This is a genomic window from Mycobacterium vicinigordonae (assembly GCF_013466425.1).
GTDB classification, from domain to species: Bacteria; Actinomycetota; Actinomycetes; order Mycobacteriales; family Mycobacteriaceae; genus Mycobacterium; species Mycobacterium vicinigordonae.
Genome location: NZ_CP059165.1, coordinates 3,404,706 through 3,430,821, shown reverse-complemented (window position 1 = coordinate 3,430,821; position 26,116 = coordinate 3,404,706). Strand labels below are relative to the sequence as shown.

Below are 26,116 nucleotides of genomic sequence, written 5' to 3'. Positions count from 1 at the left end.
TCTCGGGGCGCCGTGCCTTTTACGCCGGGGTCGTTCAGCGATTCAAGTCCCATTGCCCGTAGTCGGATGCCAGGATGTCGTCCACATCAACCCGGATGCCACCTAGGACCGGGCCGTCGAGCACCCTTTGGTACAGGACCGCGGCGGCCTCGCGCTGCCCGTGTGACCACCCAATCGTTTGCCATGCCCAGCGGTGGCCGGGGGTGGACGAATTGCCGATGACGCCGTCTCTGATGGCCCAGCCGCAAACCTGGTAGCTGCCGTAAATGCCGGAGCGACCTACTCCCAATACCGAATTGATGCCGCGAAACCATTGCAGCGCAACGGAGTTCCAGGTATCAGCGTCGATGTCTTCGTCGACGCTGAAGAAGATGGGCGCGGACGGCGGTCCACCGGCGGCCGCGTGCAGATTCTGCGCGGTTTGGGCATCCGAGACACCGCCGTCGTATCCACGGGTGTAGTCCGAGGGAGAGTCGGGCCAACCCGGCTTGCCGTACTGGAAGTTGCTCACGATGTGCAGACCGGCGGCGCGCAGCGAGTCGGCGTATGCGCGGGTGATGGGCTTCGCCTCGAAGTGTGCGCCGGGGCGCTCCGTGGATACGTAGTTCACCACTCCGTCGTAACCGGCCGCCTTGATCTCTTCTGGCGGGACTCTGCGCTCGGCGAAATCGATCAGTTGACCACCGGCGGCCGACGCCTTCGGTGCACCGCCCGACGCGGCAAAAGCCCCTAGGCCGAGCGCGACCGGCACCGAGGCATATTGAATGGCGGATTTGAGGGCCGCGCGCCGCGTGAGAGAACGCATCCCGCGTTTACCTGGTGGTTCAGCCGGCATCGCGCGATGGTAACAAAGCCACACCGGGAGCAGGTCTGCTTCGGTTATAGCCGCTCGGCAGGGCCCGGCTGAGCCGTCTGATTTCCTCTGCACACCGCAGTGGTCTGTCGTTACGATCTTGCTGTGCCTCCACTGAACGTGCATAAATTCACCGATCTCAGCGTTTTGGTCGCCGCGATTGTGACGGCGTTGTGGTGTGCCGCTGTCGTGCCACCGGCCGGCACACCCGGTGCAGCAGCGCCGGCCGGCGCCGCGAACTGTCCTGACGTGGAGGTGGTTTTTGCCCGAGGTCGGTTGGAATCGCCGGGGACCGGGGTTCTGGGCAACGCGTTCATCAATGCGCTGAGCTCGAAGATCGGCGGCCGCAGCATGGGCACATACGCCGTGAAGTACCCCGCAGACACCGAGGTCGACGTCGGGGCCAACGACATGAGCCGCCACATTCAGTACATGGTCAACAACTGCCCGAACACTCGCCTGGTCCTCGGCGGTTACTCACTTGGTGCGGCCGTCACCGACGTGGTTCTCGCGGTACCGATGAGCGCGTTCGGATTCGACAGCCCGCTGCCGGATGGTTCTGATCAGCACATCGCTGCAGTCGCATTGTTCGGCAACGGAAGTCAGTGGGTGGGGCCGATCACCAACTTCAATCCGCTCTATAACGACCGGACCATCGAGCTGTGCCACGGCGCTGACCCGATCTGCAATCCCGCCGACCCGAACACCTGGAAAGAGAACTGGCCGCAGCACCTGGCCAGTGCCTATGTCAAGGACGGCATGGCCAATCAGGCCGCTGATTTCGTCGCGGGCAAGCTGTGAGCAGGCGCGCGCTATCTGCGTCGACCTGGCCGTCCTAGGGCGCCGCTGATAGCCCACGCAGGCAGCCCACGCTGAGCCGTGCCGCTAGCCACGATTCGGCGCGCAATGACCAGTATCGCTAAGCTCGCAGCTGCTCGGCCCACGGCGACACGGCTGGTGCGTTTGCGCCATGGCACCCGGCCGCGCCGTGGAAACGGTCGGTTGCCCGCGTGGCGGCCAAATTGATAGCCAGTGCCCAAAGCGGTCACCAGCGCGAAAGCGACCAGAAGCGCCGTCATGAGGATCAAGCGTCCTTGGTCGCGGTCGCAGCAGAGTCACACCGCAGCTACGCATCGGCCAACAAAGCCGAGCGGGACGGCCGCCGCGTGCCACCCAGCTAACATGACCGGTGACACGGGGCAACGGATAAAAAAATCATCACGAGAATAACGTGGATAGCCGTCGTCGCGTTGAAACTTAGTGAATTCAAAACATTCACGCTGAGTGAAAGTCTTGCAGGTCAATTTGCAATTTTCCTGCGTCCACAATCCCCTTTGAAGGAACGAGGCGACGGCACATCATGGCCGGCGGTGCGGCAGTTCGGAAAGTACCGGCGGGTCGTCCGACGCCGCATTGGCGCAGACCCGACGCTTCGGCTGCAAGCGCCGCCCTGTCTTTCACTGCTGCTCTACCGCCTAGTGCAACCATCCCCTGGGCTCGGACAGGAACACAAGCAAGACGGGTGAATTCGCAGAGGCACTGGCGGCGGGCGACCGCGTGGGTGTGGGGCCTGTGCCCGCAGTGCGCAGACCCCGGGCGGGCCGGTGCGCGCCGAAGGTGACGCATCGTCGCTCACATCCTGCAAGAAGGCTGTAAGTAATCTATGAGGTTAATGTGACTAAAAATCAACGGGATTATTGCCGAAACATCAAGATCAGGGTGTTTGTGCTGCCCGGGCGCGTTGAGCGAATCGGTACTGAGTCAATAGCGTGTCGAAATAACGGCAACACATGGACGTGTCGCATCGATTTTTTCAAGGCCCGTTGGAGGAATTACATGTCTTTCGTGCGCACCTATCCGGAGCACTTGGCGGCCGCGGCCAGCAACTTGCAGTCGCTGGGAGCGGCTTTGAATGTCGGCAGTGCCGCCGCGGCGGGGCCGATTACCAGCGTGGTTCCGGCAGCTGCTGATGAGGTGTCGCTTCTCACCGCGGCGCAGTTCGCCACGCACGGTCAGCGCTTCCAGGAGTTGAGTGCTCAAGCATCCAGGATTCAGGCGACGTTGGCTGCGACGCTGGCGACCAGCGGCGGTTCGTACGCAGCCACCGAAGCGGCCAACGCCGCATCGGCGGGCTGAGCGGGTCCAGGCGCTAGTCAGATTATTTAGGGAGTCATTGCAGTGGTGGACTACGGGTTGTTGCCGCCTGAGCTGAACTCAGCGCGGATCTACGCCGGGCCGGGTGCGGCGTCGTTGGTGACGGCGGCCACGGCGTGGAGTGGTTTGGCCGCGGATTTTCAGGCTGCGGCTTCAGGGCATCGTTCGGTGATCGAGAGCCTGACCTCGGGACCGTGGTTGGGCCCGGCCTCGGCGCAGCTGGTTTCGGCTGTATCACCGTTCATTACGTGGCTGTCCAACAGTGCCGAGCAGGCTGCCGAGGCGGCGACTCAGGCAGGTGCGGCCGCGAGTGCATATGAGCGAGCGTTTGCGGCCAGCGTGCCACCGGCCTTGATCGCGGCGAATCGGGCGCAGCTGGCCCAGCTGGTAGCCACGAACATCCTGGGTCAAAACAGTTCGGCGATTTCGACACTCGAAGCCCAGTACGCGGAGTTCTGGGCTCAGGATTCGCAGGCGATGTACACCTACGCGAGCAGCTCGGCGGCGGCGACTCAGGTATCGGAGTTGTCGGCTCCGGCGGAGGTGGCGGATCCGGCCGGTTTGGCCGACCAGGCGATTGCCGTGTTCAAGGCCCAGGGTCAGGCGGTGCAGACGCAACTCAACAACGTGGGTGCACAGGTCGCGCCGCGGTTCAGCGACGTCATCAAGACGTTGTCCTCGCCGCTGAACGGCCAGGGACCCGCGATCGATGCGTGGATCGCGGCCAACACGCCGTTCGATGACATCGTCCCGCTCTACAGCAAGTACATATCGCCGTACATGAATTCGATCGCGGCGACGCTGCAGGTGACGCAGACGTTCGGGCAGAACAGCAGTGGTATTTCCGCGCTCGCTAATCTGGCCAAGCCCGCAGCGGCGGCAGCGAAGGCGGCCGAAGGTGCGGCCTCGGCGGCGGGGGCGGCGGCCTCAGGCGCCGGGCAGGCCGCGACGGGCGCGGCGGCCAACCTCGGGGGCGTGGCGGCGGGTCTGGGCAAGGCCATTCCGATAGGTGGGTTGTCGGCGCCGGCCGGCTGGGTGCCGTGGCACGCCACCACCAGCCCGGGGGTGGCGTCGGCGATTCCCGCTGCTGCTGAAGGCAACAACTTTCCGATGGCTCCGCCATTCGGGCAGTTCGTCAACGGCGGTTATGGCCGCAACCAGCCGACCTATGGGTTCAAGCCCTCGGTTATGGCCAAGCCGCCGGCCGCCGGGTAACTGGCCGGATCATCGCATCGGCTGCGCACGACGCGGCCGCACGCAGGAGGGGTTAACGAGCGATGGTCGATTATGGCCTGCTGCCGCCCGAGATCAACTCCGGGCGCATCTATACCGGTCCGGGGGCTGGGCCACTGCTGGCCGCCGCGTCCGCATGGAGTGGGTTGTCGGCTGACCTGCACGCCGCGGCGGCAGGACATCGGTCGGTGATCACTGAGTTGACGGGCGGCCCGTGGCTTGGCCCAGCCTCAAAGGCGCTGGTCTCGGCGGTGACGCCGTTCATTGCCTGGCTGGAAAGCAGTGGTGATGAGGCCGCTCTGGCTGCCAGTCAGTCCTACGCGGCCGCCGGCGCATACGAGACGGCATTCGCAAGTAGTGTGCCGCCACCGGTGATCGCGGCTAACCGTGCACTGTTAGCGGCGTTGATCGCGACCAACTTTCTGGGGCAGAACACCCCCGCGATCGCCGCGACCGAGGCCGTCTACGCCGAGTTCTGGGCCCAAGACGCCGCCGCGATGTACAACTACGCGGGCAGCGCAGCGGCGGCAACCCAACTCAACGAGTTGCCCGAACCCGCCGAAGTCGCCGACCCCGCATCGGCGCTGGACCAAGCGATCGCGGTGTTCAAGGGCGCGGGTCAGGCGGTTCAGGCGCAACTGAACAACGTAGGTTCGCAATTGGCTCCCCGCATCGGCGAGGTGCTGCAGACGCTGTCCTCGCCGCTGAATGGTCAAGGCCCCGCGATCGACCAGTGGATCGTGGCAAACACCCCGCTGGACGACATAGTTCCGCTTTACTCCAAGTACATCTCCCCCTACGTCAGCACAATCGCCGCGTTCGAAACCGGGTTGCTGGCCTTCTCCAACGAGGCTTCCGGTATGTCGGCCATCGTGAATGTTTTCGGTGGTGTCACTCCGGCGGCGGAGGCGGCAAAAGGAGCGGCTCAGGCCGCGGGAGCGGCCGCTACCGGCGCCGCGACAAAAGTCGGCAGCGTCGCGGCCGGCGTGGGCAGGGCCATTCCGCTCGGCGGGCTGTCGGTGCCAGCCAGCTGGACTACAACCCTGACCGGGGCAACCGGACCCGCCGGAGTGACAGCCGCATCTAACACCACTGCCCTGCCGGCCGCCGTCGAAGCCGCTGCAGCGACCGGCAACACCCCTGTCGCGCCGCCTTTCGGTCAGTTCATCAATGCCGGCAACGGCCGCAAAACTCCGTCTTACGGCTTCCGGCTCACCTTCATGACCAGGCCGCCGGCGGCGGGCTAAGTGGACGCAGCCGCGGCTAACGGTATGCATGCGGCCTGGTTTGGCTGCTAGGGTGCCTTGCTAATGCCCGAACTAGATCGCCGCCGCATGCTGCTGATGACGGGCCTCTTGACAGGCTCGGCTGCGCTGGCCGGGCTTTCCTCGTCCAAAATGCCGACCGCGCAGGCCGCGCCCAGCGGGGCGTCGGGTTCTTACATTTTCCACGACGAGTTCGACGGCCCGGCCGGGTCGGCGCCTGACCCGTCTAAGTGGACGGTGTCCAAAGCTCGCGAAACGATCAAGGACCCGACGTATTGGGAGCTGCCCGAGCATGTTGGTCAGTACCGCGATGATCGACAGAACGTGTTCATCGACGGCAACTCCAACCTGGTGATCAGAGCGGCCAAGGACGGCAACACCTATTACGGCGGCAAGGTGTTCAGCCCCTGGCAGGGCGGCATCGGCCACACCTGGGAAGCCCGCATCAAATTCGACTGTCTGACCCCGGGAGCTTGGCCGGCGTTTTGGCTGTCCAGCGACGCGCAGGGCGAAATCGACATCATTGAGTGGTACGGAAACGGCAAGTGGCCGTCGGCGACCACCGTGCACGCCAAAGCCAACGGTTCGGAATGGAAGACCCACAACATCGCCCTGGATAGCGCCTGGCACACCTGGCGAGTCCAATGGGACGAAATCGGTATGCGGTTCTGGCAGGACTACGCCGACGGGGCACAGCCGTACTTCACAGTCGCGGCCAACTCGTTGCCGGACTGGCCCTTCAACAATCCCGGCTACCAGGTCTTTCCGATTCTCAATCTCGCCGTCGCCGGCTCCGGCGGAGGCGACCCCGGGCCGGGCACCTACCCTGCGCAGATGCTCGTCGATTACGTACGCGTCTGGTAGCCAGAGCAGAGCATTTCGGGTGGACATACTGCAGCGCAGGGTGAGGTATCCGATGCTGGCGAACGTGCGTGGAAATTGCCCGCAGACCACGGGCGGGGGGAATAAAGCCATCCCCACGATTTCCGATTCTGAATCGTGGGGTTAGCGGCGAAATATTCTCAGCAAATCTGAGGTGCTGCGATAAGGCCAGATAGAGGGGCTCGGTGTCGGTGGGGGTCACCCGCGGTCTAAATCCGTCGGCAACGGAGAAAAGCTCAGGCTGGCGCGTCGGCGGTGCGGTAAACCTGCGCGGCTGGCCCCGATGTGAGTCCGCGCTGTCGGCCGATAAACGCCGGATGACGGCGCATTGACTCGTCGAGTTGGCGTTCACGACGCTGAGCTGCAGCCCACAGCGGGTGCGATTGGAGATCGATGACCTTCGCCCCAGATGGATTCGCCACGATTATCAGCTCCTCTCGTCTCGGGATGCGGAACCAATACCAGGAGGTATCGAAGTCCGCTAGGTAAGGATGCCCAGCAAAACTGTGACCTAACCGTGTCTGAACATGAGAATTTGCCGTGAAACCGCAATCGGCTAGTTATCTGCATCACAATTTCGGGTGTCCTGTCCAATCACGGGTTGATCCATCATGGGGTTGGTTGTAGCACCGGGCGGTGACAAGTCGGTCCGGTGGCGGTTCGGGTGCGTATCGGACTCGACGATGCGCAGGAGTACGGTTCGCTCATGGCTGACCAGAATCGCCGCTTTCTCCTCCACGAACGCCCCACCGGGCGGATCGGGCCCACCACCTTCAAGCTCAGCGAGGAACCGATTCCTCAGATCGCAGAAGGCGAGGCGTTGGTTCGCGTCGACTGGATTTCGCTGGACCCGACCAACCGCATGTGGATCACCGACGTGCCGACCTACCTGCCGCCGGTGGGGATCGGCGAGGTGATGCGGGCTGGCGGAATCGGCCAGGTCATCGCCTCGAAGAATGCGAACTACCCGGTGGGTAAGACCGTGCAGGGGCTCGTTGGCTGGCAGGAGTACGTCGTTGCCTCCGACTCGATGCCGCTGATGCCGGTTGACGTCGCCGAAGGGGTATCGCCCAGCGCATACATGGGTGCGCTCGGAATGACCGGACTCACGGCGTGGATCGGTATCCGGGACATAGGAAAACCGAAGCCCGGTGAGACGGTGGTGGTATCGGCAGCCGCCGGAGCGGTCGGGTCGGTGGCCGGCCAGCTCGCCAAGGCCGATGGAGCCCGGGTGGTCGGTATCGCCGGCGGTCCGGATAAGTGCGCGCTGCTCACCGAACAGCTCGGATTCGACGCCGCCGTCGACCACAAGGCCGATGACTGGCACGCCCAGCTGGTCGCGGCCACGCCTAACGGCATCGACGTCGACTTCGAGAACGTCGGCGGCATCATCATGGACGCCATCTTTGCGCGACTGAACATCGGTGCGCGGGTGGCGCTGTGTGGACTGATCTCCGGCTACAACGAAGCCGACCCGCCGCCGGGGCCGCGTGCCTTCGGCAATCTGCTCATTCAGCGCGCGACAGTGCAGGGCTTCATTGTGTTGGATCACTTCGGCCGTGCCCCCGACGCGATCAGCGAGATCGCCGGTTTGATCGCCGAAGGCAAGCTGACCCCGTTGGAGACCGTCGTCGAAGGCTTCGACCAATTGCCGACGGCGATCAACATGCTGTTCGACGGGAAGAACGTCGGCAAGCTGATGGTGAAGATCACCTAATACCGCGGACCAGGTGCCCGTCGAGGAACTCGTGCAGCGCGGGCGCCAGGTCGGAAGCGGTTGAACCGTGCAGCTTGGCGAGCAGGATGAGGCCTTGATAGTGGGCGAGCAGCGCATGGGCGAGGCGGTCCGGGTCGACCTCGTCGCGCAGCACGTTGGCATCGGCGGCATCGCGGCAAACTTGCGCTAGTCCATTTTCCAGCCCCGCTAACCGCTCGGCGAGGTAGGTGCGCACGTCTTCGTCGGTGGTCGACAGTTCGGCAGCGAGGTTCCCGAACGGGCAGCCGACGAATCGGCCGAACTGCGTGTGCAGCGCCGATTGGATGTCGCCGATCGCGTCCGGGATCGCCAGCAATCGTTCGGCCGGTGTTGTGCACTGCGCACCGGCCAAGCGTGTCTCGAAGACCCGCATATGCAGGTCGACCACCGCTTTCGCCAGATCCGCTTTGGACGAAAAGTAGTGGTAAAAGCTGCCTTTGCGGACATCGGCCGCCGTACACAGTTCTTCGACACCGACATCGTGGTAGCTGCGTTGCAGGAACAATCGAGCCGCCGTCGACACGATCCGATCGCGTGCGTCCGAGGTTCGTGGCATGGCCGCAGTGTATTAATAGTTGACTGGTCGGTCAACTATTCGCTAGGTTACGGCTCACCGGCGACAGAACGGAGATCACAGCAATGAGTCCAGCGCCCCCGGAGGTTTTCCGCACTCCCGACGCTCGGTTCGAGAAACTGCCGGGGTATGACTTCGCACCGAACTATCACGATGTCGACGGGTTGCGCATGCATTATCTCGACGAGGGCCCTCGTGACGGCGTGCCGATCGTGTGTTTTCACGGCGAGCCGAGCTGGGCCTTTCTCTATCGAAAGATGCTGCCGCCGCTGGTCGCGGCCGGGCACCGGGTGATCGTGCCCGATCTCGTCGGCTTCGGGCGCTCCGACAAGCCCACCGATCGGCGCTGGTATACCTTCGATCGGCACACCCAGTTCGTGACGAAAGTGCTTGGCTCCCTTGGTCTACAGCATGCAACCGTGGTGGTCCAGGACTGGGGCGGTCCGATCGGGTTGCGCTGGGCCGTGGACAACGCAGACCGCGTCGACGCGCTGATGGTAATGAACACCGGCCTATTCACCGGCAGGGTCTCCAAAGGATTCATGGCCTGGCGCGACTTCGCCGAGAAAAATCCTGATCTGCCGGTGGGATTTGTCGTGCAGAGCGCAACCACTACGCAACTATGTGAGGATGTCGTCGCCGCCTACGACGCGCCCTTCCCCACAGCCGAGTCCAAGGCGGGCGCCGCGCAGTTCCCGCTGCTGGTCCCGATCACCGAAGACGCGGTCGGCGCCGCGCAGATGCAGGCCGTCACCGACGAGCTCTCCCGGTGGAATAAGCCTGCGCTAGTGGCCTTCTCGGACAGCGATCCGGTGTTCCCCTACCCCAAGTCGGGACAACTCTTCTGCGATCTCATCCCGACCGCGGGCGAGCAGGTGCGTATCGAGGGCGCCGCCCATTTCCTGCAGGAAGATCGCGGTGAGCAGCTCGCCGAGATCCTGCTCGCGCAGCTCGTCGGCGCCCAGTCCGCCAATCAGTGAGTGGTCGCCAACGTTGTACCGCGAGAAGCTCTACGTGACAATAGCTCCGATCTAACAGGCGACCACTTCAGCGACCCGTTGCAGGAGCACATGAGCAGCACCGAAGTCGGACAGGTACTCCGCAGGCAGCGGCTGCGTTCACTCCAGGGCGGCTCGCTGCTACGCGTCGGGGTCGTGGTGATCATGCTCGGCGCCATGCTGCAGCGGACCGACCCCGTTCGGTGGCCCGCGCAAGCCGCCCTGCTCGGTATCTACGCGGTGAGCACCGGTTTGGCGCTGGTGTTGGCGTTTTCGGGCCGGAGCAAGGTTTTCGACAACGACGACGCAATCTTGGCTTTCGCGCTGGTCGATGTAGTGGCGGTATTCGGTTTCAAGCTGCTTTCCCCCGGGGGATACATGCCGCTGCTGGTGATGGCGTTACTGCCCCGGCTGGTCGCTGTCGAATTGTCCTTGCGGCGTGCCGCCGTGGTACTGGGCGGCAGCATGATTATCTTTACCGCGTCGGTTCTGCAAGATGACGTGATTACGCCGCGGCTCGGCCCCACGGGCATCGTACTGATCGTGCTGCTGTACGCGTTCGTCTGTGGCACAGCGCTGTTGGTAGTGATATTTCGGCTGCGAAATATCGACGACATGGTTCGACTCACCACGTCCCGGGAAGAATTGCTGGCCGAGACGATGACCACGTCGGAGGCCGAGCGCAGACAGATCTCCGAAGCGATCCACGACGGCCCGCTACAAGATGTTCTCGCGGCGCGTCGTGACGTCGCCGACTATCTAAAGGTTGCGCCCGAGGCGCCGTTGCAGCACGCGTTGGCGAGCCTGCACGATGCCTCCCGCCAGTTGCGGGCGGCGACTTTCGAACTGCACCCGGCGGTTCTCGATCAGGTCGGGTTGGCCGCTGCCGTAAAGAAACTCGCCGCGGTAACGCAAGAACGCTCGGGCATCGCGATCACGACCGACTGCGATTATCCCGGCACGGACGCGATCGACCCGATCTTGTTCGGAGCGATCCGGGAGTTGTTGTCCAACGTGGTCCGCCATTCCGGCGCCGATACGGCATCGGTGCACCTGGCCGCCGCCGACGGCGTCGCCCGAATCGACGTTGTGGACAACGGGGTCGGGATCACCGGTGCCACGGTCATACGACGGCTGTCCGAAGGGCATATCGGCTTGGCCTCGCAGCGGGCTCGTGTCGAGGCGGCGGGTGGCACGCTGCGCATCATCGACGACCCCACAGGCGCCCGTCTGCGCGTCGAGGTGCCGCTACGCGGCTGACAGGTTCGGCCGCGGTCAATCAACCAACCGCCGGCGCATCGCCTCGGCGACGGCGGCACCCCGGTCGGATACTCCGAGCTTCTCGTACAAGTTCTGCACGTGGGTCTTGACAGTGCTCGGCGACAGGTGCAGCTGCGACGCGATCTGCGGAACCGACAATCCGTCGGCCATCATCGTCACCACCTGACCTTCGCGCTCGGTCAGCAAGGTCGCCGAGCCTTTGGCCCGGTGTTTGACCTCGTCAACAAGTCCCCCGGCCACCTCGCTGGGCAGGTACGTGCCGCCGCCGGCGCACTTTATAACCGCGGAGATGATCTCGTCGCTGTCCGACTCCTTGGTCAGGTACCCTGATGCGCCCTCGGCGAGTGCCTTGTACACGACCGAGCTGTCATCGAAGGCGCTGAGCAGCACCACCCGGGTGGGCAGGCCGTCACGGCTGACGGCGTGAGTCACTTCCAGACCGTCCAGCTTCGGCATCTTGTAGTCCAGCAATGCGACTGATGGGTGCAGTTTGCGGATTGCTTCCAGGGCCGCACGACCGTCGGCGACTTCGGCCACGACCTCCACACGCCCGCTCGACTTCAGCGCGCGCACCACACCCTGGCGCGTCACCGGGTGATCGTCGGCGACGACGACTCTGACGCGGTCGGGGGGGTTGACCATTGACTACTCCAAGGCTCGCGACACAATTTTGCCCGGCCGGCGGACGGGCGTTCCCATTGTCGCCCGCAACGTGGGCCGCGGCAACGAAGCGCGGCCGTTCGAGCCGGCCCGATCTCCCCCGATCGGACGAGCGAAAGTTCGTCCGCCGAATCGGTCCATTGCAGGAAGGATTCCCCGGCTTCGTCGGAGCACAGTGGTGAGTGAGCATTCCGGCTCGGCATCGATTTACTCGAAAGGCATCAAGATGACCTCGGGGAACACTGGCGGCACCAGCGAGATGCACAAATCGGCTCACCGGCGGGGATCGAAGCGTTCGGTGGTCTTGGTTCTGGCCATGGCAGGGGCGGCGTCAACACTGGCGCTCGCGGCGCCGGCAGAAGCCCGCGCTGACGCATGCGGCAGCGTCGACGGAGTCCACGTCTCGATCGAAGGTTGCAGCGACGTCGCCGGCACTGTCGAACAGTATGCTCCCGCAGCGGAATCCGCCGAACCGCCGCAGGGTCCGGCCGGAAATGTCACCGCGTGCGTCGACGTCGGTCGTCGCGTCAGCGTGAGCGGTTGTGTTGGCACTCCCTGACCCATCGCAGCGGTGATCGGAAAACCATCTGCGCGCCAACCGGTTTAGCGGGTCTCGTCGGTCGTGGTCTAGCGTGGGCATATGTTCGAGTGAGCACCCACTATGGGCTCGGTTAGGCTCGCCGGATGCTGCTTGTCCGGATCGCCCGCAGTGCCGTCCTTACGGTGCTCACCGCTGCATCAGCGCTCACCATCGGCGGCTGCGGCAGTTCGAACCGTAGCGCACAGAGCGTCTCATCGACAGCGAGTTCGATTACTGCACAACCGAGTCTGGTTGATTGCGCGAACGTCAAGATTGGTCTCGGTGCGCTGGAAGACCAGCATGTGCGCTGCGTGCTGTCGATCAAGGGTATGACGCTCGAAGTCTCGAGCGACCCCGCCTGGTCATTCAGTCTGCGCGACAACAGCGCCAAAGGCGCGGTGGTCCAGCAGTTCAGCGAGCCCACCGACGAGATCGGCGAAACCGCCGTTGCGCCGCTGCTGCAAGACATCGACAACAGCGGTACGCCGGTGTTGCTGGTGGTGACGGGTCGCGGTGGCACCGGTGGCGAACCGATGGCCGTATGGCGACTCACCGGCCAACCACCGCGGTTCGTCCGCGCCGGCGAACTATTCGGTTTCCGCCGCTTTTTCGTGTCGGCTGAGGGGTTCTTCGGCAACTACTCCCACTCCAGTGCGGTATCCGGGACCGTGACGCTGTACCGCTGGGTCGACGACAAACTGACCACCGTGGCTGTACTCGACACCCAAGCCGCGGCGGCGCCTGACGACACGCAGCGGCGCTGGGTGCACAACGGAGAGGTGCTGTGCGCCCTCAGCGAGGATGATTATCCGGCCGGTGCTCGTGTTCAGCGCGAGGCGGCGCTGCGGGCCGCCGGAATTGACCCGGCCACCGCGCAGGATCGGTTCTGCACGCAACCCTGGGTTGCCTCGATCTATCGATGAGCGCGGGTGCGCGTTACGCAACGGGCCACCGCGTTGCCGCGGAATTGGACGCGAATAGTGTTGCCGCGCTGAGCCATCCAGTCGAAGTCAGTTACGAGTGCACCAGCTCTGGGTGAGATTTGGCGGCTAGCCGCCGCAGGCCATCCCGCCAGTCGACGCTGCTGCTGGAACCGATCAGTTCCCGCAGCCGGGTCACGTCGACGGGATTGCCGCGTAATGCTTGCTCGCTCTCGATGAACACCGGCTCTCGGCCGACCAGGGTGCCGAGAAAGTGGCACCACTCCTGGATGCTGACGATTTGGTCGCCGGCCCAGTTCACCGTCGTTGCGGGAACCGAAGCCACCGCAAGCAATTTCGGGATGCTCGCGATGATGTCGTCTTGGTGGATGGGGTTGTATCGGGCCGGCTCGCCGGGTGGAACCGGGATCGGAACGCCGCCCAGGATCATCTCCATGTGGTAGAACGGCCATCCCCCATTGTCGCCGTATGGCACGTTGAGACGGGCGATCGTGGTGGGCACCCCCAGGACACGCGCCGTCGTTCGAGCGACGGCCTCGCCGGCGATCTTGGAGATCGAGTAAGTGGGGAACAGGGGTTTGTGGTTGTCGCCCAAGGCGGCACGCTCGGTGCGCACTTCCTCGTCAGGCGGGTCGTAGACGGCCGCAGATGAGCAGTGCAGAAACGCCTTCGCAGTACGGCAGTGCGCCATCAGTAGTCCGACCGAGTCCGCGTTGGCGCCCAGATCCTTATCCCATCGGCCGCTCTTGGCTACCGCGAGGTTGAGCACATAATCGAAGTCGGACGGCAGACCGCTGAAGTCCCCGGCGGCCAGATTGACCGTCTCACACCGGACGCCCCCCTGCTCCAGTCCGGCGCGGGCGGCCGCGTCGGTGAACCGGGCGATGCCCCATACCTCGTTATCCGGCGCCATGGCCAGGGCGATCGGCGTCGCGACCTGACCGGTTGCTCCGGTGATGAGGATCTTCGAATCATGCATGGGCTGATGGTAAATGACGCGCCGCAACCGTAGGCAGCCCTGCCACGCGCCGTGCTAGCTGCTCGGTCAGGGCGACCCGATCCAGCGGGCCCAGCCGGCGAAGCTCGCGGCGGTCGGGCTTTTCCAGCGTCGCCATGCCATGCATGCTTACCCACAGGAGGAAGGCGTCGGAGTGCGGATCTGCGCTTGTCGACAGCCCCGCTTCGACGCATGCCTGCACTGCAGCTTCGATCCGTGCGAAGGTGGCGCCGGCGCCGGGCGCGAATCCGGTTCCCGCGATCATGAATCGGTACCGGGACCGATGCTCCCAGCCGTAACGCACGTAGGCCAGACACCCAGCGACCAATCGCGCATCCGCTGCTGCTGGGGCAGACATCGCCGTGGCCACCACGCCGTCGAGGTCGGCAAAGCTGCGCTCCAGGACGGCATCGAGGATGGCGGCCAGATCCTGGAAGTGCGGATATATCGACGGGGCGCTGATGCCCGCCCGGCGTGCGATCCCCCGCAGCGTCACCGACGCGGGATCGGTTGCTTCATCGATGAGAACTGTTGCAGCAGTGATTATCTCATCGCGCAGTCGGTCGCCCTGGCCGCGCTGGTTCCGGGCGCGTGCTACTTCCGCCACGTTGTCGAGGCCCACCTTTCCGTGCTTGCGTCTTAAATCTAACACATGTTAGCTTACTTGGATAAGCAAACGCTTGTTAGTTTAAGGAGGGCCGCAATGGTCGACGAAAGCGAGGGCATCATCGCCATTTCCGGACTCGTGCAAATGCACGAGTCTGACCGTCCCAAAATCAGGGCGACCCTCGAACGGCTTTTCCGAGGGTTCGCGCTACGCGACGCCGACCTCCTGGACGACGTCTATTGCGTGGACGCCGACTGGATCAACGCCTTCGGCAGCACAAAGAAGGGCGGTGCGCAGATCGTTGAATATCTGCGCGGACTCTTTGCCGACCAGAATTTCACTGACGGGCAGCTGGTTGCTGGCCCGGTGTGCTCGTTGCGGCGCCTCGGCGCCGACGACGTGCTCGTACACGCCCACTTGCAGATCGCCGGTCAGTCCTTGCTCGGCGGCGGAGCGATCACTCTGCGGGACAACCACTCCATCCGGGTGGTGTCCCGGCAGGCCGACGGCGCATGGCGGATTGTAGCCGAGATGTTCATGGATGTGCGCCCGGATCGCAGCTATGTCAACCACTCGTAGCGAACGAGTCGAAAAGTAAAGCAGCGCAATGTATATCATTGTGGTACTGCTGCAGACCCTGATTCTTCCAGCGGTCTCCGGTGGCATCGACCTAGCCATTTCGGGCGGCAACCCCGCGATCGTGTTCGGCCTCTGCTGGGCATTCTGGGGCGTGGGTACTCGGCTATTCGTCGCGGGTGTCAGCCAGCTGGTGAATCCGACTCGCACCGCCCAAGGCATCCTCGGCGTCAACGATCCGGGCGCCGAATTGGTGGTACACGAACTCGGCTATGCCAACCTGAGTATGGGACTCGTCGCGATGTTCAGCGCCTTCGCTGGTCGCTGGTGGCCGCTGGGGGCGTCCGCGGGCGCCGTCTATCTCGGCCTGGCCGGTCTGCGCCACGTCGCTAGGCGAGGAAAGAACCGTGACGAGAACGTAGCCACCTGGACGGACCTGTTGGTATTCCTCGTTGTGGCAGCGGGCGCCCTGGCGACTTTTGCGCATTCTGCTCACCCCATGTGGTAGGTCCCCTTCGCCGGCACCGCGCTGACCGGCCCAGGAGCGCCATCGAAGCTGGTTGGCCGGCTTGTGAGAGCACCGAGGCTGAGTCGGATCGCGTGTGTCACCCACAGCTGCGAAAATGTGCATCCGGTCGACCCCAGGCACCTTAGAATTGATGTGTTGTCCGAAAGACACAGGAGCGGCACTCAATGGCAATGGATTCCATGTCCCACAATCCTGCCGCCGGAGACATCGGCTCGCAGCTGGTGGACATCGGCAGCCAGGGCATCAACGCCGGCACTACTGCAGCGGCATCGGTGCTGACCGGGCTAATCCCTGCCGGCGGCGAGGAGGTCTCGGCTCAGGCGGTGATGGCGTTTGCCCAAGAGGCCGCCACAATGCTGGCTTCCAACGCGGCGGCGCAAGAGGAACTGATGCGAACCGGCAGCGCGTTGACCGACATCGCGCGGATGTACGGGGAATCCGATGACACCGCAGCCGGTGCTTTGGCGTTCAGCTCCACTCCGATGTCCCGGCTGGCGTCGTCGAGTGCATCCAGCGGTGTCGCCGGAATGGCAAGCGCCGCAACACTACAGAGCCAGCTTGCCGCTGCCGCCGCCAACCCGGTGGTGGCCGGATTGGTGCAGGCACCGTCGTCGTCGGCAATGTCGGCCGTCGCCAGCGCCGGCTCCTCGGCAATGGGCAGCGCGCCGCTCGGCAGCGGAATGGGCGCCGGCGCATCGGCCGCCGGTACCGCCAAACCCGGACTGGCGTCGGCCAGCGCGCCCGCTGACGATCACGACGAGAACCGGCGTGACGGCGACGGCGACCAGAATGTCGGTGAGCGTGTGCTTTAGCGGCCTATCGCGTCGTCATGGGTGCCGGATCGTGAAGGAGCGATGGTTGTGACCGATGAACCTGACATGGCCACCGTCTTGCGGAACATGAAGGTCCCCGAACGGATGACCGGCAGCCAGGCTCTGCGCAACTTCCTGCTTGTCTACATCGACGATCAAGACTCGATCGAGAACAACCCGGAGCGACTCAAGCAACTCAACGGGTTGATGATCCTTTCCCAGCTGGAGGTCATCAACGCCCTGGGAACCATTGACGAGCGTGCCCGCGTGCAGATCGACAAGAGGTCCCGCAAGCGCCGGTGGTTCTGATCCACCGCACAGACCGTGCTGTCGCTGCCGCGCCTCGGCGGTCATATGGTCAGGTGTGCGCTGGATCGTGGACGGGATGAATGTGATCGGCAGTCGGCCCGACGGCTGGTGGAAAGACCGCAAGGGCGCGATGACGGCGCTGGTGGAAAAACTCGAGCGGTGGGCGCCGGCATCCGATCGGGTGACAGTGGTTTTCGAGCGACCGCCAACCCCGCCTCTGCGCTCGTCGGTGATCGAAGTGGCACATGCACCCATGGCGGCTGCCAATTCGGCCGACGACGAGATCGTCCGGTTGGTGCGGGGCTTGGTGCAGGAGGAAGATCAGACCGCCGAGATTCACGTCGTGACGTCAGACAAGGCGCTGGCCGGCCGCGTCGCCAGCCTTGGCGCAACCGTGCACCGCGCCGAACGGTTCCGTGACCTCATCGATCCGCGTGGCGACCAACCTGGAAGGCGGCACGATGACTGAACAGGCGCGGGCGCCCGCGGTGAACCCGGTCTGCTCGCTCGCGCGAATCGACATCCCGATCATCCAGGCGCCGATGACTTACATCGCCGGCGCACGGCTGGCCGCGGCGGTGTCCAACGCCGGCGCGCTGGGCATCATCGAGACCACCTCAGAGCAGGGCCGCGCAGACCTGCGCGGGGTGCGCGAGCTCACCAGCCGGCCAGTCGGGGCCAACATCGCGCTGCTGTTCAACCGCGATCCCGCAGTGATAGACCTGTTGGTGGACAACGGGATTCGATTCGTTACCACATCGGCGGGCGATCCGTCACTATTCACCGCGCGGCTGCACGAAGCCGGCATCACCGTCTTCCACGTGGTGGGCACCCTGGCCGCGGCCAAGAAGGCCGTCGACGCCGGGGTGGACGGCCTGGTGGTCGAGGGCATCGAGGGCGGCGGTTTCAAGAACCGGTTCGGCGCCTCGACCATGGTGCTGCTGCCGTTGGTGGCGGCGCATGTCGACGTGCCGATTGTGGCTGCCGGCGGTATCTGCGATGCCCGGTCCATGGCGGCGGCGCTGGTGCTCGGGGCCGATGGTGTGCAGATGGGCACCCGCTTGCTTGCTTCGGCGGACTCGCCAGTGCATGCCAACCTCAAGGAGGCGGTGGTGCGTGCCGACGAGACGGGTACCGTGCTGCTGCCCCTGGACGGCCGCCGGATGATGCGGGTGATCCGCACTGCGGCCGCGGAAAAGCTGGACGCTTTGGCCTCTTCGACCGAAGGTGGCGCCGCACTCCAACGAGTGCAGCGGCTTTATTTCGACGGCGACATGGACGCCAGCGTCGCCAACACCGGTCAGGTGGCTGGCCGAATCGAGGACGTGCCGCCGGCGGCAGAGATCATCGCCGGGATGTGGGCCGGGTGCCGGGAGGTATTGGCCGCGACAGCCGATCGACTGGGCGAGCCGCCGCGGACGGGACCGCCGCGTCGTGAAAGTGCCCCGGCGAATTCACGGCCCGGTTAGGCTCGCGGAAGTTCCAGCGCGCGCGAGATGGGAGCGGCCGATGTCGGCGTATGTAATCGCAGCGCCTGATGCTCTTGCCACGGCATCGGCGGATCTGACCGGGATCGGGACGGTGATCAAGGAGGCGACCGCGGCGGCGGTGCCTTCGACGACGGGGATCGCGGCGGCCGCGGGCGACGAAGTATCGGCGGCCATCGCCAGGTTTTTCGGCGGGTACGCCCGGGAATTCCAGACGCTCAGCGCGCGGACGACGCAGCTGCAGACGCAGTTCGAGCGCGCGCTAAGCGAGGCCGGGTCCGCCTACGCGACCGCCGAGGCCGCCAACATGTCACCGCTGCGGGGACTCCTGGAACAGCCGCTGCGGGGACTCCTGGAACAAGCTGAGAGTCTGGGGTTTTTCTCGCCATTCGAGAGGTCGATCGGGCACCAGTTGTTCGCCTCCGGCAATGCCGGCGGCGGGGCGGGCAGCATTCCCGCCCCCACCGGCGGGACCGTGGTCAACACCGCAAGTAGTGTGCTTTCGGCTCCGGCCACAAACACGGTGACCGGTGTGCGGGTCGGGTTCTCTTTCCTGCCCATCACCCTTCCACCACAGTCCTTCCTCGGTATTCCGATCCCTTCCATCACCTACCCCGCACCCACCCTTTGGTACTTCCCGACGCAGGCCGATGGAACGGTGCACGCCAACGGCGTGGTCTATCTGCAGCACGGCTTCGGTGCAATCGGTTGGTTCTACCAACCGCTGGCGATGCAACTGGCCCAACAGACCAACAGCGTCGTAGTCGTTCCCACCATCCCGTCGATTCCGTTGCCGTTAGGTCTTTGGCTCAATAGCCCGCAGATGCAGCAGGGCGTGGCGTCGTTGTTCCTGGGCAACCAGACGGCGCTGAACATCAGCGCGAGCCAGGCCGGCTATCAGGGCGTACTGCCGCAGGACTTCATCCTGTCCGGGCACTCCGCGGGCGGTGGCCTGGCCACTATCGCCGCTGGCGACTACCTTGCGGACCTCGGGGGCAATATCGCCAGCAGTCACCTTCGCGGCGTGGTGATGTTCGATGGGGTCGCCAACGACGCCGGCGCGTTCGGTGCAGCCGTGGCCAGCCTCAAGGCCGCGCAGGTTCCCGTCTACGTGGTGGCGGCACCACCGCAGCCGTGGAATGCCTTCGGCGCCACGACGAATCAACTCGTCAGTATGAACCCCGGCCAGTTCGTCGGGGTGACCCTCGTCAATGGCTCGCATGTTGACTCGATGCTGGGCGGAAATCCGGTCGTCGACTTCGCTGCGCAGCTGCTCACCGGGTTTTCCCCGCCCGGCAACACCGCCGCCGTCTACACATTGGCGTCCGGCTGGATCAACGACATCTACGCCGGCGCCAGCCCGGAGAACCCGATATACGGCGTGTACGGCACGTTCCGCAACTACGTACCGCCGGGCGGCCAGCAGATCATTCTCGGGCAGGCCACCGGAATCGTGCTGCCGTAGTGATGCCGTGAGGTTCAGCGGCCCGTCGGCAGCAGGATCGATTGCCAGGTCTTGTCTCCCGGTTCGGTTCCCGTCGGGTCGGTCGGCGGGTAGGGCTGCCCGTCGAGTCCGACGAACGTCCCACTGCCCGGGTCGTACTGCGTGACGGTGATCGGAGCCGGCATCAGGGGTGTCGCGGGTGGTGGCAATTGCGGAATATCTTGACCGGACAGGGTTGCGTTCGGGTCACCTTTCCAGTTATTGCCCCCGTTGAGCGGTATGAACGATTCGGCACTTTCGCAGAGCTTTACGGTGGGCGCGCGTTTGCCGGGAACCGTTTCGCACGGGATGTTCCGAGCGCCCCGCACGTTGAGCGGCGAGTCTTGCGGCACCCGGCAGTACAGATCACCCGGTGGACGGTCCGGTGCGTCCTGGAACGTCGGGACGCGTTGTTGCTGTGCCGGCAGGAACCCGGTTGTGCACGGCGGCGGTAGGTTCAGGTTGAGATTGAAGCTCAGATACTGACCCCGATAGGGCTGTTTGGTGTTCAGGTTGGCCAGGATGCCGGCTTGCTCGGCGGCAATTGCCATGGGGAACACCACCAGCAGTTGCTCGATGTCGTTCTGGTAGGTGAGTGCCACTTGGCCCACGCTGGTCAGGTTGGCCAGCAGAGTCGGCAGTGCCGGTTGCACGCGCTCGACGAGCTGGCGCAGCTCGGCCAGCGCGGGGCCACCTCGATCGACGACGCCGCCGACGGCCACATCGTGGTTCTGGAGCTGCCGGGTCACGGTCGCCAGGTGCGATGCCCATTCGGTGATGGCTGCCGCGCTCCGGCTCTGCGAGTCCAGCACCACTGGCGTGTGGTCCACCAGCGCCAGCAGCGGGTCCAGGTTGTTGCGCGCGTCGATCGCCAGGGTCGCCGAGCCGGCGACCAGTCGCGAGAGTTCGGGGCCGAGCCCGCCGACGGCTGTATACGACTCGTCCACGACCGTGCGCAGGTTTTCGCGCGGGATCGCGGCGAGAGCGGTGTTCGCGGCGCTGAGCAGGGCGTTGATATTGGGTGGCACCGAGGTGTCGGTCAAGGCGATGACGTCGCCGTCTTTCAGCGGCGGCGCGGTGGCATTCCGAGGCAGCAATTCGATATATGTTTCGCCGATCGCGGTGTGGCTGTGCACCTCGGCCCGCAGGCTGGAGGGAATGTCGATGCCCGATTTGAGCGACAGCACCGCTTCGACGCCGGTGTCGGTGAGTCGTACCGACTGGACCCGGCCGACTTCGGAGCCACGATAGGTGACGTTGCCGGTGTCGTATAGCCCGCCGCTTTCCCGCAGCTGCACGGTCACCGTGTAGCGCCCGACGCCGAACAGAGTCGCGGGCAGCTTGGCGAAATGTAGATACGTGACCGCCACCACGCCAACCGCGATTACGGCAAAGATGGTCAGTTGCAGTAAGACTCGTCGCGGTAGCTGCAGCATCTAGGGCCCCTGGTCATCGCGATAGGGAGCGGTCAGTGGATTGCCGGGTGTGCCTCGGTAACCGGAGGTGCAAGGGCTGGGGTATTGACCGATGGTTCGGCCCCACTGCAGCTCCAGTTGAGTGAGATGACACTCCCAGCGGGTGCCAGTGAACAGGCCCTGGTCGATGCGGCTCAAGGTGAGGTCGATGATGGCGGTCAGGTTGGCGTAGTCGCCGCGTTGAAAATTCTGGAAAGTCTCGTTCGGAAATGGGAAGGTCGCCAGCAGCGACAGCGAGCGTGTCAGGGCGGGTCCGGCGTTGGCCAGCGACTCCAGCACCGGCCCGAGTTGTCGCAATTCGTTGAATAGATTGATTTTTGTCTTGTTGACCGTGTCCACGGTCAGCGCACTGAACTTGCTGAGCTGATCGGCGGCCTCGACTAGGAGGTGCCGGTTGCCGTTGAGCACTGTCAGCGCGTCGGGAATGGTCGCCAGAGCACGGTCCAGAACGGGCTGCTGGGCAGCGAATCTGCCGACTAGACGGTTCAAGCTTTCGGTGGCCGCGATGATGTCGGCGGACTGGTCCTTGAGGTATTCAGTGAATCGATCCAACTGCCCGATCAGGCCGCGTAGATCGTGCTCGCGTCCGCGAAACGCCGTGCTCAGCGCTTCGGTGATGTCCTGTACCTGGCCCAGACCGCCGCCGTTGAGGACCAGTGACAGGGCAGCCAGTGTCTGCTCGGTACTCGGGTAGGCTCCGCCGCGGGACAGCGGGATCAGTGAACCAGCGTGCAACTTTCCTTGCGCAGCTTCACCTTTCGGGATTCCGAGTTCGATGTGGTAGGACCCGAGCAAGCTGGTGGTGCCGATCTTGACGGTGGCGTTGGCGGGTAGGTCGACGTCACCGTCCAGGCGTATGGTCACCAACGCGTGCCAACCCTGACGTTCGATCTTCGTCACGTGCCCGACCGTCACGTCGGCGATGCGTACCCGCGAGTTCGCCTGGATATTGTTCACGTCAGGCAGCTGGGCCTGGATTACGAAGGACCCGGGGCCATTGCCTTCGGTGCCCGGCAGGGGCAGCGAATTCAGCCCGCGCCAGCCACAGCCGGAGATTCCGGCCATGACGACGATCGTCGCCAGGCCCACGCACCACCTGCCTACCCGCATCAGCCGCCACCCGGTGGTAGCAATAGGCCACGCCATCCTGCCGCCGGGTCGGTGGACAGCGGGCGGCCCGGGACGGGTTGCACCCCAGGTATATTGGGTGCCGGCGGTACAAAATCAGGACGCATCCACTCTTCGCTGAAGGTGACTTCGTTGGGCCGGGCCTGGGCTCCGACTAAGAGGTTCTCCCCTAACGGCGGGAAGTTGTACTGTCGGTTCTTCATGATCGGCGCGAGGTACTGCACGCAGAGTTTGGCCGCTTGCTCACCGCCCAATCTGGATGCAGCCTGGACCGCCCCGCACAGGAAAGCCAGCGGATTAGCCATATTGACCCCAGCCAGCGCACCGGTCAGCGCCCCGTTGGCTGGTTCGAAGATGTTGTTGAAGTTCTGCAGCACCGTGGGACTGATATGCAGAGTCTGTTTGATGTCATCAAGGCTTTCGACCAGCATCGTGCTGATCGACGTCAGCCGGTCCGACGTGGTGCCGATCGCGTCGCTGTTCTCCGAAGCGAAACTCTGCACATCGGACACCACCGCGTTGAGGTCGTCGGCGGCTACGCCAACTTTGCCGGGATCGTCGGCCAGCACCGAGGTCACCGCGGCCAGGTTGTGATTCAGCTGCTCGAGCAGATCGGCGCTGTCTTTGAGCGCCGAGACCAGCGTGGACAGATTCTTCACAGTGGTGAAGATGTCGCTGCTGTGGTCCCCTAGCATCGAAACCGTTTGGGACAGTTTGATGATCGTGTCGCGGATGGTCGGCCCCTGCCCACGTAGGTTGTCGGCGGCCGTGTTGATCAGGGCGCCAAGCGTGCTGAACCCGTCCTCGGCCGGCTTCAGCAGTTCGGTGAGGCGTTGCAGCTGGGTGCGCAGGTCGTCCCACTCCACGGGGACTACAGTGCGTTCCCGCGCAATGACGGCCCCGCTGGTCATAGTTGGGCCACCGGTGTAGGGCGGTGTCAGCTGGATGGCTCGCCCGGTCACCAGCTGCGGCGACAAGATGGCCGCGGCGGCGTCGGCGGGGACCTTGTGCCTGTGGTCGAACCAGAACGAGATCTTGGACTGCAGCGGTTGCGGTTCGATCTTGAGGATCTTGCCCACCGGCACTCCGCGGATCTGTACGTCGTCGCCGGCGAACACGCCGTTGCTGTTGTCGAAGTAGGCGACGACGAACGTTCGCGCAGACTCCCCCGCGCCACGCATTGCCATAACGACACCGGCAGTGAGTACCAAGGCGAGAACGGTCGCCAACACGGAACGGGCGCGGCGCAGCTTGGTCGTCATGGCTGGCCCCCCGGCGGCTGCGCTGGTGGACCGGGCGGTGGTCCGCCGGGCGGCTGCGCCGGTGGCTCGGGTCGGTAGGGATAGCGCGAATCGCCAGGGTTGCCCGTGATTGCATTGGGCAGCGTCAACCGCGGTTCGCCGCCCTGTCCGGTACGCGGGTACGGGACCGGTAGCGGCGGAGTTCCGGGCTGCCCAGTCGGTGGGTCGGACAGCTGCGAGGGCAGCAGCGTGGCCGGGTCCAGTCCCAGATCTGAGAACGCCGAGTTAATAAACGGCTGTACAAACTGGCCGGGTAGCAGGTTGACGACGTATGCCTTGAAGAACGGTCCGGACGAGACGGATTCGCCCAGCGACATGATGTAGGAGTTGAGCAGTGGAAGGGCCTGCTTGATGCGATCTCTGCGGTTGTCGACGATCGAGAGCACCCGGTTCAGCTTGTCCAGCGCAGGCTTCATTTGCTGCCGGTTCTCGGTGATGAAGCCCTGCAGCTGCCGCGAGACCGCCGAGATGTTTCCCCAGATTTGGTCCAGGGCGGCGCTCTGGGTGCGCAGCTGCGCCAGTAGCGCGTTGGTATCGCGCACCAGGCCGACGATCTGGTCGGTGCGCTTGGCCAGCACTCCCGTCGCCCTGGCGGCCTTGTCCAGCAGGCCGCGTAATTGGGCGTCACGCTGATCGAGGGTCTGCGCTAGGCGCGCCACCCCCGTCATCGCGTTATGGAAATCGGCCGGTGTGTCGGCGAATGTCCGGGCCAGGGTGCCCAGCGACTCGGACAGCCGGTTGGTGTCGAGCCCACTGATCGTGCTGGCCAGATCGCCTAGAGCGTACGGCAATTGGTAGGGCGACGTCGTTCGCTCGATCGGGATCGGCCCGCCGAGTTGGCCTTCGCCGCGGGGCAGTACCTCGAGGAACTTGCTACCCAGCAGACCCTTGGTCTTGATCGCCACCTCCGTTCGGTCACCGAGCCGAATATTTTGGTCCACTTTGAATTTCACCAGCACGCCGGGACCGTCGAGCTCGATGCTGGACACCTTGCCGACCGGATAGCCGGATACCTCTACGGTGTTGTCGGCGCGCAGGCCGCCCGCGTCGACGAAGTAGGCGGCCACACGCTTGCCTTGATCCAGGAATGGCAACTGCTGATATTGCAAGGCTGCCAACATGATTGCGGCCACCACCGCGGTGCCGACACCGCCGACGACCAACCGGTTGCGTTCAGCGAATGACTTCATTTCGGCGCGCACCGTCCGGTGGGCTGGCCGGCCAGTTTGACATACACCGGTTGGCCGCCTTTGCCGTTGACCTTGAGCACGATGTCGCACAGGTAGAAGGCGAAGAAGTCGCCGTACATGCCCTGTCGGTACAGCGCTTGGTATTTATCGGGCAGGGTGTTGAGCAGATTGTCGAGATAGTCGTGGTCATCAGCCGCGATACCCGCCACCCGGTCCGTCTCGTGCAGCACTTTTGTAAAGGGTGCTCGGGTCCGGGTCAAAAGGTCGGCGACCGATCCGGCGGCGGCGTTGGTATAGGCCACCGCGTTGCTGATTTCGGTCTTGCGCTCGGCGAGGCCACGGACTAACTGTGCCAGCGATGTTACCGCCTGATCCAGCCGATCGCTTTGTCCGCCAAGCGAACCCAGAACCACATTGAGGTTGTCCACTACCTGTCCGATGAGCTGATCGCGGTCGGCCAAGGTGTTGGTGACGGCGGCGGTCTGTTCCAGAAACGAGGAGATGGTGGCACCCTGCCCCTGGAATGCCTGCAGCAATTGTTCGCTCAGCGCGTTGACCTGGTCGGGATTCAGGGCGCGGAACAGCGGCTTGAATCCACCAATCAGGGCGTCCAGATCCAGCGCCGGTTTGGTGCGAGACAACGGAATCGTCTGGCCGGGAGGGAGGACGGCTGATCTGTCGGTGCCCTCCTCTAACGCGAGATAGCGGTCGCCAAACAGGTTGTCGTAGCGAATGACGGCAACTGTTCCCTCGGTGAGGACGACCGAGTCGTCGGCGGTGAACTCGACCCGTACGGTGGCGTCGGGATTTACCGAGATCTTCTTGACCTTGCCGACCTCGACACCAGCGATGCGAACCAGCTTGCCCACCCGTAGATTCGACACGTTGGTGAATTCGGCGAAGTAGCTCTTGCCAGATCCGAACCGCACCTCACCGAATACCGCGAACAGCACGAACGCGGTCAGTAGACACACCGTCAGGAAGATTCCCAGGCGCAGCAAGGGGCCGCGTAGGTTCTGCTTCATCGCATCCTCCTCTTGGTCTT

The 26,116-nt window shown here is 64.4% G+C and carries 28 protein-coding genes; 17 read left to right on the top strand and 11 right to left on the bottom strand.

The features are described from left to right. Positions 1 to 34: 34 nt before the first annotated feature. Positions 35 to 835, bottom strand: a complete 801-nt coding sequence (locus tag H0P51_RS15530) for a DUF1906 domain-containing protein (protein ID WP_425488863.1) — start codon at positions 833 to 835, stop codon at positions 35 to 37. 165 nt (positions 836 to 1,000) lie between these two features. On the opposite strand from H0P51_RS15530, the gene H0P51_RS15525 reads away from it, so the two are divergent. The 5 genes from H0P51_RS15525 (at position 1,001) to H0P51_RS15505 (ending at position 6,369) form a co-directional block, all read left to right on the top strand. Further along, positions 1,001 to 1,654, top strand: a complete 654-nt coding sequence (locus H0P51_RS15525; RefSeq protein WP_425489055.1) for a cutinase family protein — start codon at positions 1,001 to 1,003, stop codon at positions 1,652 to 1,654. 1,035 nt (positions 1,655 to 2,689) lie between these two features. Further along, positions 2,690 to 2,989: a PE family protein gene (locus H0P51_RS15520; RefSeq protein ID WP_180913704.1), complete on the top strand. Its 300-nt coding sequence runs from the start codon at positions 2,690 to 2,692 to the stop codon at positions 2,987 to 2,989. Positions 2,990 to 3,031: 42 nt separating this feature from the next. Further along, positions 3,032 to 4,222, top strand: a complete 1,191-nt coding sequence (locus H0P51_RS15515) for a PPE family protein (RefSeq protein WP_180913703.1) — start codon at positions 3,032 to 3,034, stop codon at positions 4,220 to 4,222. Positions 4,223 to 4,284: 62 nt separating this feature from the next. Beyond that, entirely contained in the window at positions 4,285 to 5,487 is a 1,203-nt protein-coding gene (locus tag H0P51_RS15510; RefSeq protein WP_180913702.1) for a PPE family protein, read from the top strand. 63 nt (positions 5,488 to 5,550) lie between these two features. Beyond that, positions 5,551 to 6,369, top strand: a complete 819-nt coding sequence (locus H0P51_RS15505; RefSeq protein WP_180913701.1) for a glycoside hydrolase family 16 protein — start codon at positions 5,551 to 5,553, stop codon at positions 6,367 to 6,369. A gap of 254 nt (positions 6,370 to 6,623) precedes the next feature. Here H0P51_RS15505 and H0P51_RS15500 read toward each other — a convergent pair whose 3' ends face one another. Continuing rightward, entirely contained in the window at positions 6,624 to 6,809 is a 186-nt protein-coding gene (locus H0P51_RS15500; RefSeq protein WP_180913700.1) for a hypothetical protein, read from the bottom strand. A gap of 284 nt (positions 6,810 to 7,093) precedes the next feature. Between H0P51_RS15500 and H0P51_RS15495 the strand changes: the two genes are divergently transcribed. Next, on the top strand, positions 7,094 to 8,104 hold the full coding sequence (locus tag H0P51_RS15495; protein WP_180913699.1) for an NADP-dependent oxidoreductase: 1,011 nt from the start codon (positions 7,094 to 7,096) through the stop codon (positions 8,102 to 8,104). Here the strand turns inward: H0P51_RS15495 and H0P51_RS15490 are convergent. Further along, entirely contained in the window at positions 8,097 to 8,699 is a 603-nt protein-coding gene (locus H0P51_RS15490) for a TetR/AcrR family transcriptional regulator (RefSeq protein WP_180913698.1), read from the bottom strand. The two genes, H0P51_RS15495 and H0P51_RS15490, sit on opposite strands and share 8 nt — an antisense overlap. 83 nt (positions 8,700 to 8,782) lie before the next feature. Between H0P51_RS15490 and H0P51_RS15485 the strand changes: the two genes are divergently transcribed. Further along, positions 8,783 to 9,697 (top strand): haloalkane dehalogenase, encoded by a 915-nt coding sequence (locus H0P51_RS15485; RefSeq protein WP_180913697.1) that lies wholly within the window; start codon positions 8,783 to 8,785, stop codon positions 9,695 to 9,697. A 90-nt stretch (positions 9,698 to 9,787) separates the two neighbouring features. Next, complete coding sequence (locus H0P51_RS15480) at positions 9,788 to 10,975, top strand: sensor histidine kinase (protein ID WP_180913696.1); 1,188 nt, start codon at positions 9,788 to 9,790, stop codon at positions 10,973 to 10,975. Between the two features lie 15 nt (positions 10,976 to 10,990). Here H0P51_RS15480 and H0P51_RS15475 read toward each other — a convergent pair whose 3' ends face one another. Next, a complete protein-coding gene (locus H0P51_RS15475) occupies positions 10,991 to 11,638 on the bottom strand; it encodes a response regulator transcription factor (protein ID WP_180913695.1) in 648 nt (215 codons plus the stop codon). Between the two features lie 196 nt (positions 11,639 to 11,834). On the opposite strand from H0P51_RS15475, the gene H0P51_RS28560 reads away from it, so the two are divergent. Further along, positions 11,835 to 12,215, top strand: coding sequence for a hypothetical protein (locus H0P51_RS28560; RefSeq protein WP_246397984.1), 381 nt, complete (start codon positions 11,835 to 11,837; stop codon positions 12,213 to 12,215). A 125-nt stretch (positions 12,216 to 12,340) separates the two neighbouring features. Continuing rightward, positions 12,341 to 13,159, top strand: coding sequence for a hypothetical protein (locus tag H0P51_RS15465; protein WP_180913694.1), 819 nt, complete (start codon positions 12,341 to 12,343; stop codon positions 13,157 to 13,159). Positions 13,160 to 13,250: 91 nt separating this feature from the next. Here the strand turns inward: H0P51_RS15465 and H0P51_RS15460 are convergent, their stop codons facing one another. Together H0P51_RS15460 and H0P51_RS15455 are read right to left on the bottom strand one after the other, a co-directional pair. Further along, entirely contained in the window at positions 13,251 to 14,156 is a 906-nt protein-coding gene (locus H0P51_RS15460; RefSeq protein WP_180913693.1) for an NAD-dependent epimerase/dehydratase family protein, read from the bottom strand. Further along, entirely contained in the window at positions 14,149 to 14,781 is a 633-nt protein-coding gene (locus tag H0P51_RS15455) for a TetR/AcrR family transcriptional regulator (RefSeq protein ID WP_180913692.1), read from the bottom strand. The genes H0P51_RS15460 and H0P51_RS15455 overlap by 8 nt, the downstream gene beginning before the upstream one ends. A gap of 96 nt (positions 14,782 to 14,877) precedes the next feature. On the opposite strand from H0P51_RS15455, the gene H0P51_RS15450 reads away from it, so the two are divergent. The 7 genes from H0P51_RS15450 to H0P51_RS15420 all read left to right on the top strand — a co-directional run bounded on the left by H0P51_RS15450 (position 14,878) and on the right by H0P51_RS15420 (position 19,959). Further along, positions 14,878 to 15,360, top strand: a complete 483-nt coding sequence (locus H0P51_RS15450) for an SgcJ/EcaC family oxidoreductase (RefSeq protein WP_180913691.1) — start codon at positions 14,878 to 14,880, stop codon at positions 15,358 to 15,360. A gap of 28 nt (positions 15,361 to 15,388) precedes the next feature. Beyond that, the gene (locus tag H0P51_RS15445) at positions 15,389 to 15,865 is read left to right on the top strand and encodes a hypothetical protein (RefSeq protein ID WP_180913690.1); all 477 of its coding nucleotides are present in this window, start codon (positions 15,389 to 15,391) and stop codon (positions 15,863 to 15,865) included. Between the two features lie 185 nt (positions 15,866 to 16,050). Further along, on the top strand, positions 16,051 to 16,698 hold the full coding sequence (locus tag H0P51_RS15440) for a PE family protein (protein WP_281373689.1): 648 nt from the start codon (positions 16,051 to 16,053) through the stop codon (positions 16,696 to 16,698). Between the two features lie 42 nt (positions 16,699 to 16,740). Beyond that, entirely contained in the window at positions 16,741 to 17,007 is a 267-nt protein-coding gene (locus H0P51_RS15435; protein ID WP_246397982.1) for a hypothetical protein, read from the top strand. Positions 17,008 to 17,062: 55 nt separating this feature from the next. Beyond that, positions 17,063 to 17,476, top strand: a complete 414-nt coding sequence (locus tag H0P51_RS15430) for an NYN domain-containing protein (RefSeq protein ID WP_180913688.1) — start codon at positions 17,063 to 17,065, stop codon at positions 17,474 to 17,476. Positions 17,477 to 17,549: 73 nt separating this feature from the next. Beyond that, on the top strand, positions 17,550 to 18,476 hold the full coding sequence (locus tag H0P51_RS15425) for an NAD(P)H-dependent flavin oxidoreductase (RefSeq protein WP_246398820.1): 927 nt from the start codon (positions 17,550 to 17,552) through the stop codon (positions 18,474 to 18,476). 40 nt (positions 18,477 to 18,516) lie between these two features. Beyond that, positions 18,517 to 19,959: a PE domain-containing protein gene (locus tag H0P51_RS15420; protein WP_180913686.1), complete on the top strand. Its 1,443-nt coding sequence runs from the start codon at positions 18,517 to 18,519 to the stop codon at positions 19,957 to 19,959. A gap of 14 nt (positions 19,960 to 19,973) precedes the next feature. Here the strand turns inward: H0P51_RS15420 and H0P51_RS15415 are convergent, their stop codons facing one another. Genes H0P51_RS15415 through H0P51_RS15395 form a run of 5 tightly spaced genes read right to left on the bottom strand, consistent with a single transcriptional unit; the run spans position 19,974 to position 26,096 of the window. After that, positions 19,974 to 21,413, bottom strand: a complete 1,440-nt coding sequence (locus H0P51_RS15415) for an MCE family protein (protein WP_180913685.1) — start codon at positions 21,411 to 21,413, stop codon at positions 19,974 to 19,976. After that, the gene (locus H0P51_RS15410; RefSeq protein ID WP_425489054.1) at positions 21,414 to 22,517 is read right to left on the bottom strand and encodes a virulence factor Mce family protein; all 1,104 of its coding nucleotides are present in this window, start codon (positions 22,515 to 22,517) and stop codon (positions 21,414 to 21,416) included. A 44-nt stretch (positions 22,518 to 22,561) separates the two neighbouring features. Further along, positions 22,562 to 23,842 (bottom strand): MCE family protein, encoded by a 1,281-nt coding sequence (locus tag H0P51_RS15405; RefSeq protein ID WP_180913683.1) that lies wholly within the window; start codon positions 23,840 to 23,842, stop codon positions 22,562 to 22,564. Further along, positions 23,839 to 25,071: an MCE family protein gene (locus H0P51_RS15400; RefSeq protein ID WP_180913682.1), complete on the bottom strand. Its 1,233-nt coding sequence runs from the start codon at positions 25,069 to 25,071 to the stop codon at positions 23,839 to 23,841. Before H0P51_RS15400 ends, H0P51_RS15405 begins: the two co-directional genes overlap by 4 nt. Continuing rightward, a complete protein-coding gene (locus tag H0P51_RS15395) occupies positions 25,068 to 26,096 on the bottom strand; it encodes a virulence factor Mce family protein (RefSeq protein WP_180913681.1) in 1,029 nt (342 codons plus the stop codon). Before H0P51_RS15395 ends, H0P51_RS15400 begins: the two co-directional genes overlap by 4 nt. Positions 26,097 to 26,116: the final 20 nt, after the last annotated feature.

Coding starts and splice junctions, on each gene's coding strand:
- H0P51_RS15425 (WP_246398820.1), top strand. CDS start 17,550: ATGACTTACATCGCCGGCGCACGGCTGGCCGCGGCGGTGTCCAACGCC.
- H0P51_RS15530 (WP_425488863.1), bottom strand. CDS start 835: ATGCCGGCTGAACCACCAGGTAAACGCGGGATGCGTTCTCTCACGCGG.
- H0P51_RS15405 (WP_180913683.1), bottom strand. CDS start 23,842: ATGACGACCAAGCTGCGCCGCGCCCGTTCCGTGTTGGCGACCGTTCTC.
- H0P51_RS15465 (WP_180913694.1), top strand. CDS start 12,341: ATGCTGCTTGTCCGGATCGCCCGCAGTGCCGTCCTTACGGTGCTCACC.
- H0P51_RS15410 (WP_425489054.1), bottom strand. CDS start 22,517: ATGGCCGGAATCTCCGGCTGTGGCTGGCGCGGGCTGAATTCGCTGCCC.
- H0P51_RS15475 (WP_180913695.1), bottom strand. CDS start 11,638: ATGGTCAACCCCCCCGACCGCGTCAGAGTCGTCGTCGCCGACGATCAC.
- H0P51_RS15460 (WP_180913693.1), bottom strand. CDS start 14,156: ATGCATGATTCGAAGATCCTCATCACCGGAGCAACCGGTCAGGTCGCG.
- H0P51_RS15505 (WP_180913701.1), top strand. CDS start 5,551: ATGCCCGAACTAGATCGCCGCCGCATGCTGCTGATGACGGGCCTCTTG.
- H0P51_RS15490 (WP_180913698.1), bottom strand. CDS start 8,699: ATGCCACGAACCTCGGACGCACGCGATCGGATCGTGTCGACGGCGGCT.
- H0P51_RS15420 (WP_180913686.1), top strand. CDS start 18,517: ATGTCGGCGTATGTAATCGCAGCGCCTGATGCTCTTGCCACGGCATCG.
- H0P51_RS15440 (WP_281373689.1), top strand. CDS start 16,051: ATGGCAATGGATTCCATGTCCCACAATCCTGCCGCCGGAGACATCGGC.
- H0P51_RS15485 (WP_180913697.1), top strand. CDS start 8,783: ATGAGTCCAGCGCCCCCGGAGGTTTTCCGCACTCCCGACGCTCGGTTC.
- H0P51_RS15415 (WP_180913685.1), bottom strand. CDS start 21,413: ATGCTGCAGCTACCGCGACGAGTCTTACTGCAACTGACCATCTTTGCC.
- H0P51_RS15450 (WP_180913691.1), top strand. CDS start 14,878: ATGGTCGACGAAAGCGAGGGCATCATCGCCATTTCCGGACTCGTGCAA.
- H0P51_RS15400 (WP_180913682.1), bottom strand. CDS start 25,071: ATGAAGTCATTCGCTGAACGCAACCGGTTGGTCGTCGGCGGTGTCGGC.
- H0P51_RS15510 (WP_180913702.1), top strand. CDS start 4,285: ATGGTCGATTATGGCCTGCTGCCGCCCGAGATCAACTCCGGGCGCATC.
- H0P51_RS15395 (WP_180913681.1), bottom strand. CDS start 26,096: ATGAAGCAGAACCTACGCGGCCCCTTGCTGCGCCTGGGAATCTTCCTG.
- H0P51_RS15435 (WP_246397982.1), top strand. CDS start 16,741: ATGGTTGTGACCGATGAACCTGACATGGCCACCGTCTTGCGGAACATG.
- H0P51_RS15480 (WP_180913696.1), top strand. CDS start 9,788: ATGAGCAGCACCGAAGTCGGACAGGTACTCCGCAGGCAGCGGCTGCGT.
- H0P51_RS15495 (WP_180913699.1), top strand. CDS start 7,094: ATGGCTGACCAGAATCGCCGCTTTCTCCTCCACGAACGCCCCACCGGG.
- H0P51_RS15445 (WP_180913690.1), top strand. CDS start 15,389: ATGTATATCATTGTGGTACTGCTGCAGACCCTGATTCTTCCAGCGGTC.
- H0P51_RS15520 (WP_180913704.1), top strand. CDS start 2,690: ATGTCTTTCGTGCGCACCTATCCGGAGCACTTGGCGGCCGCGGCCAGC.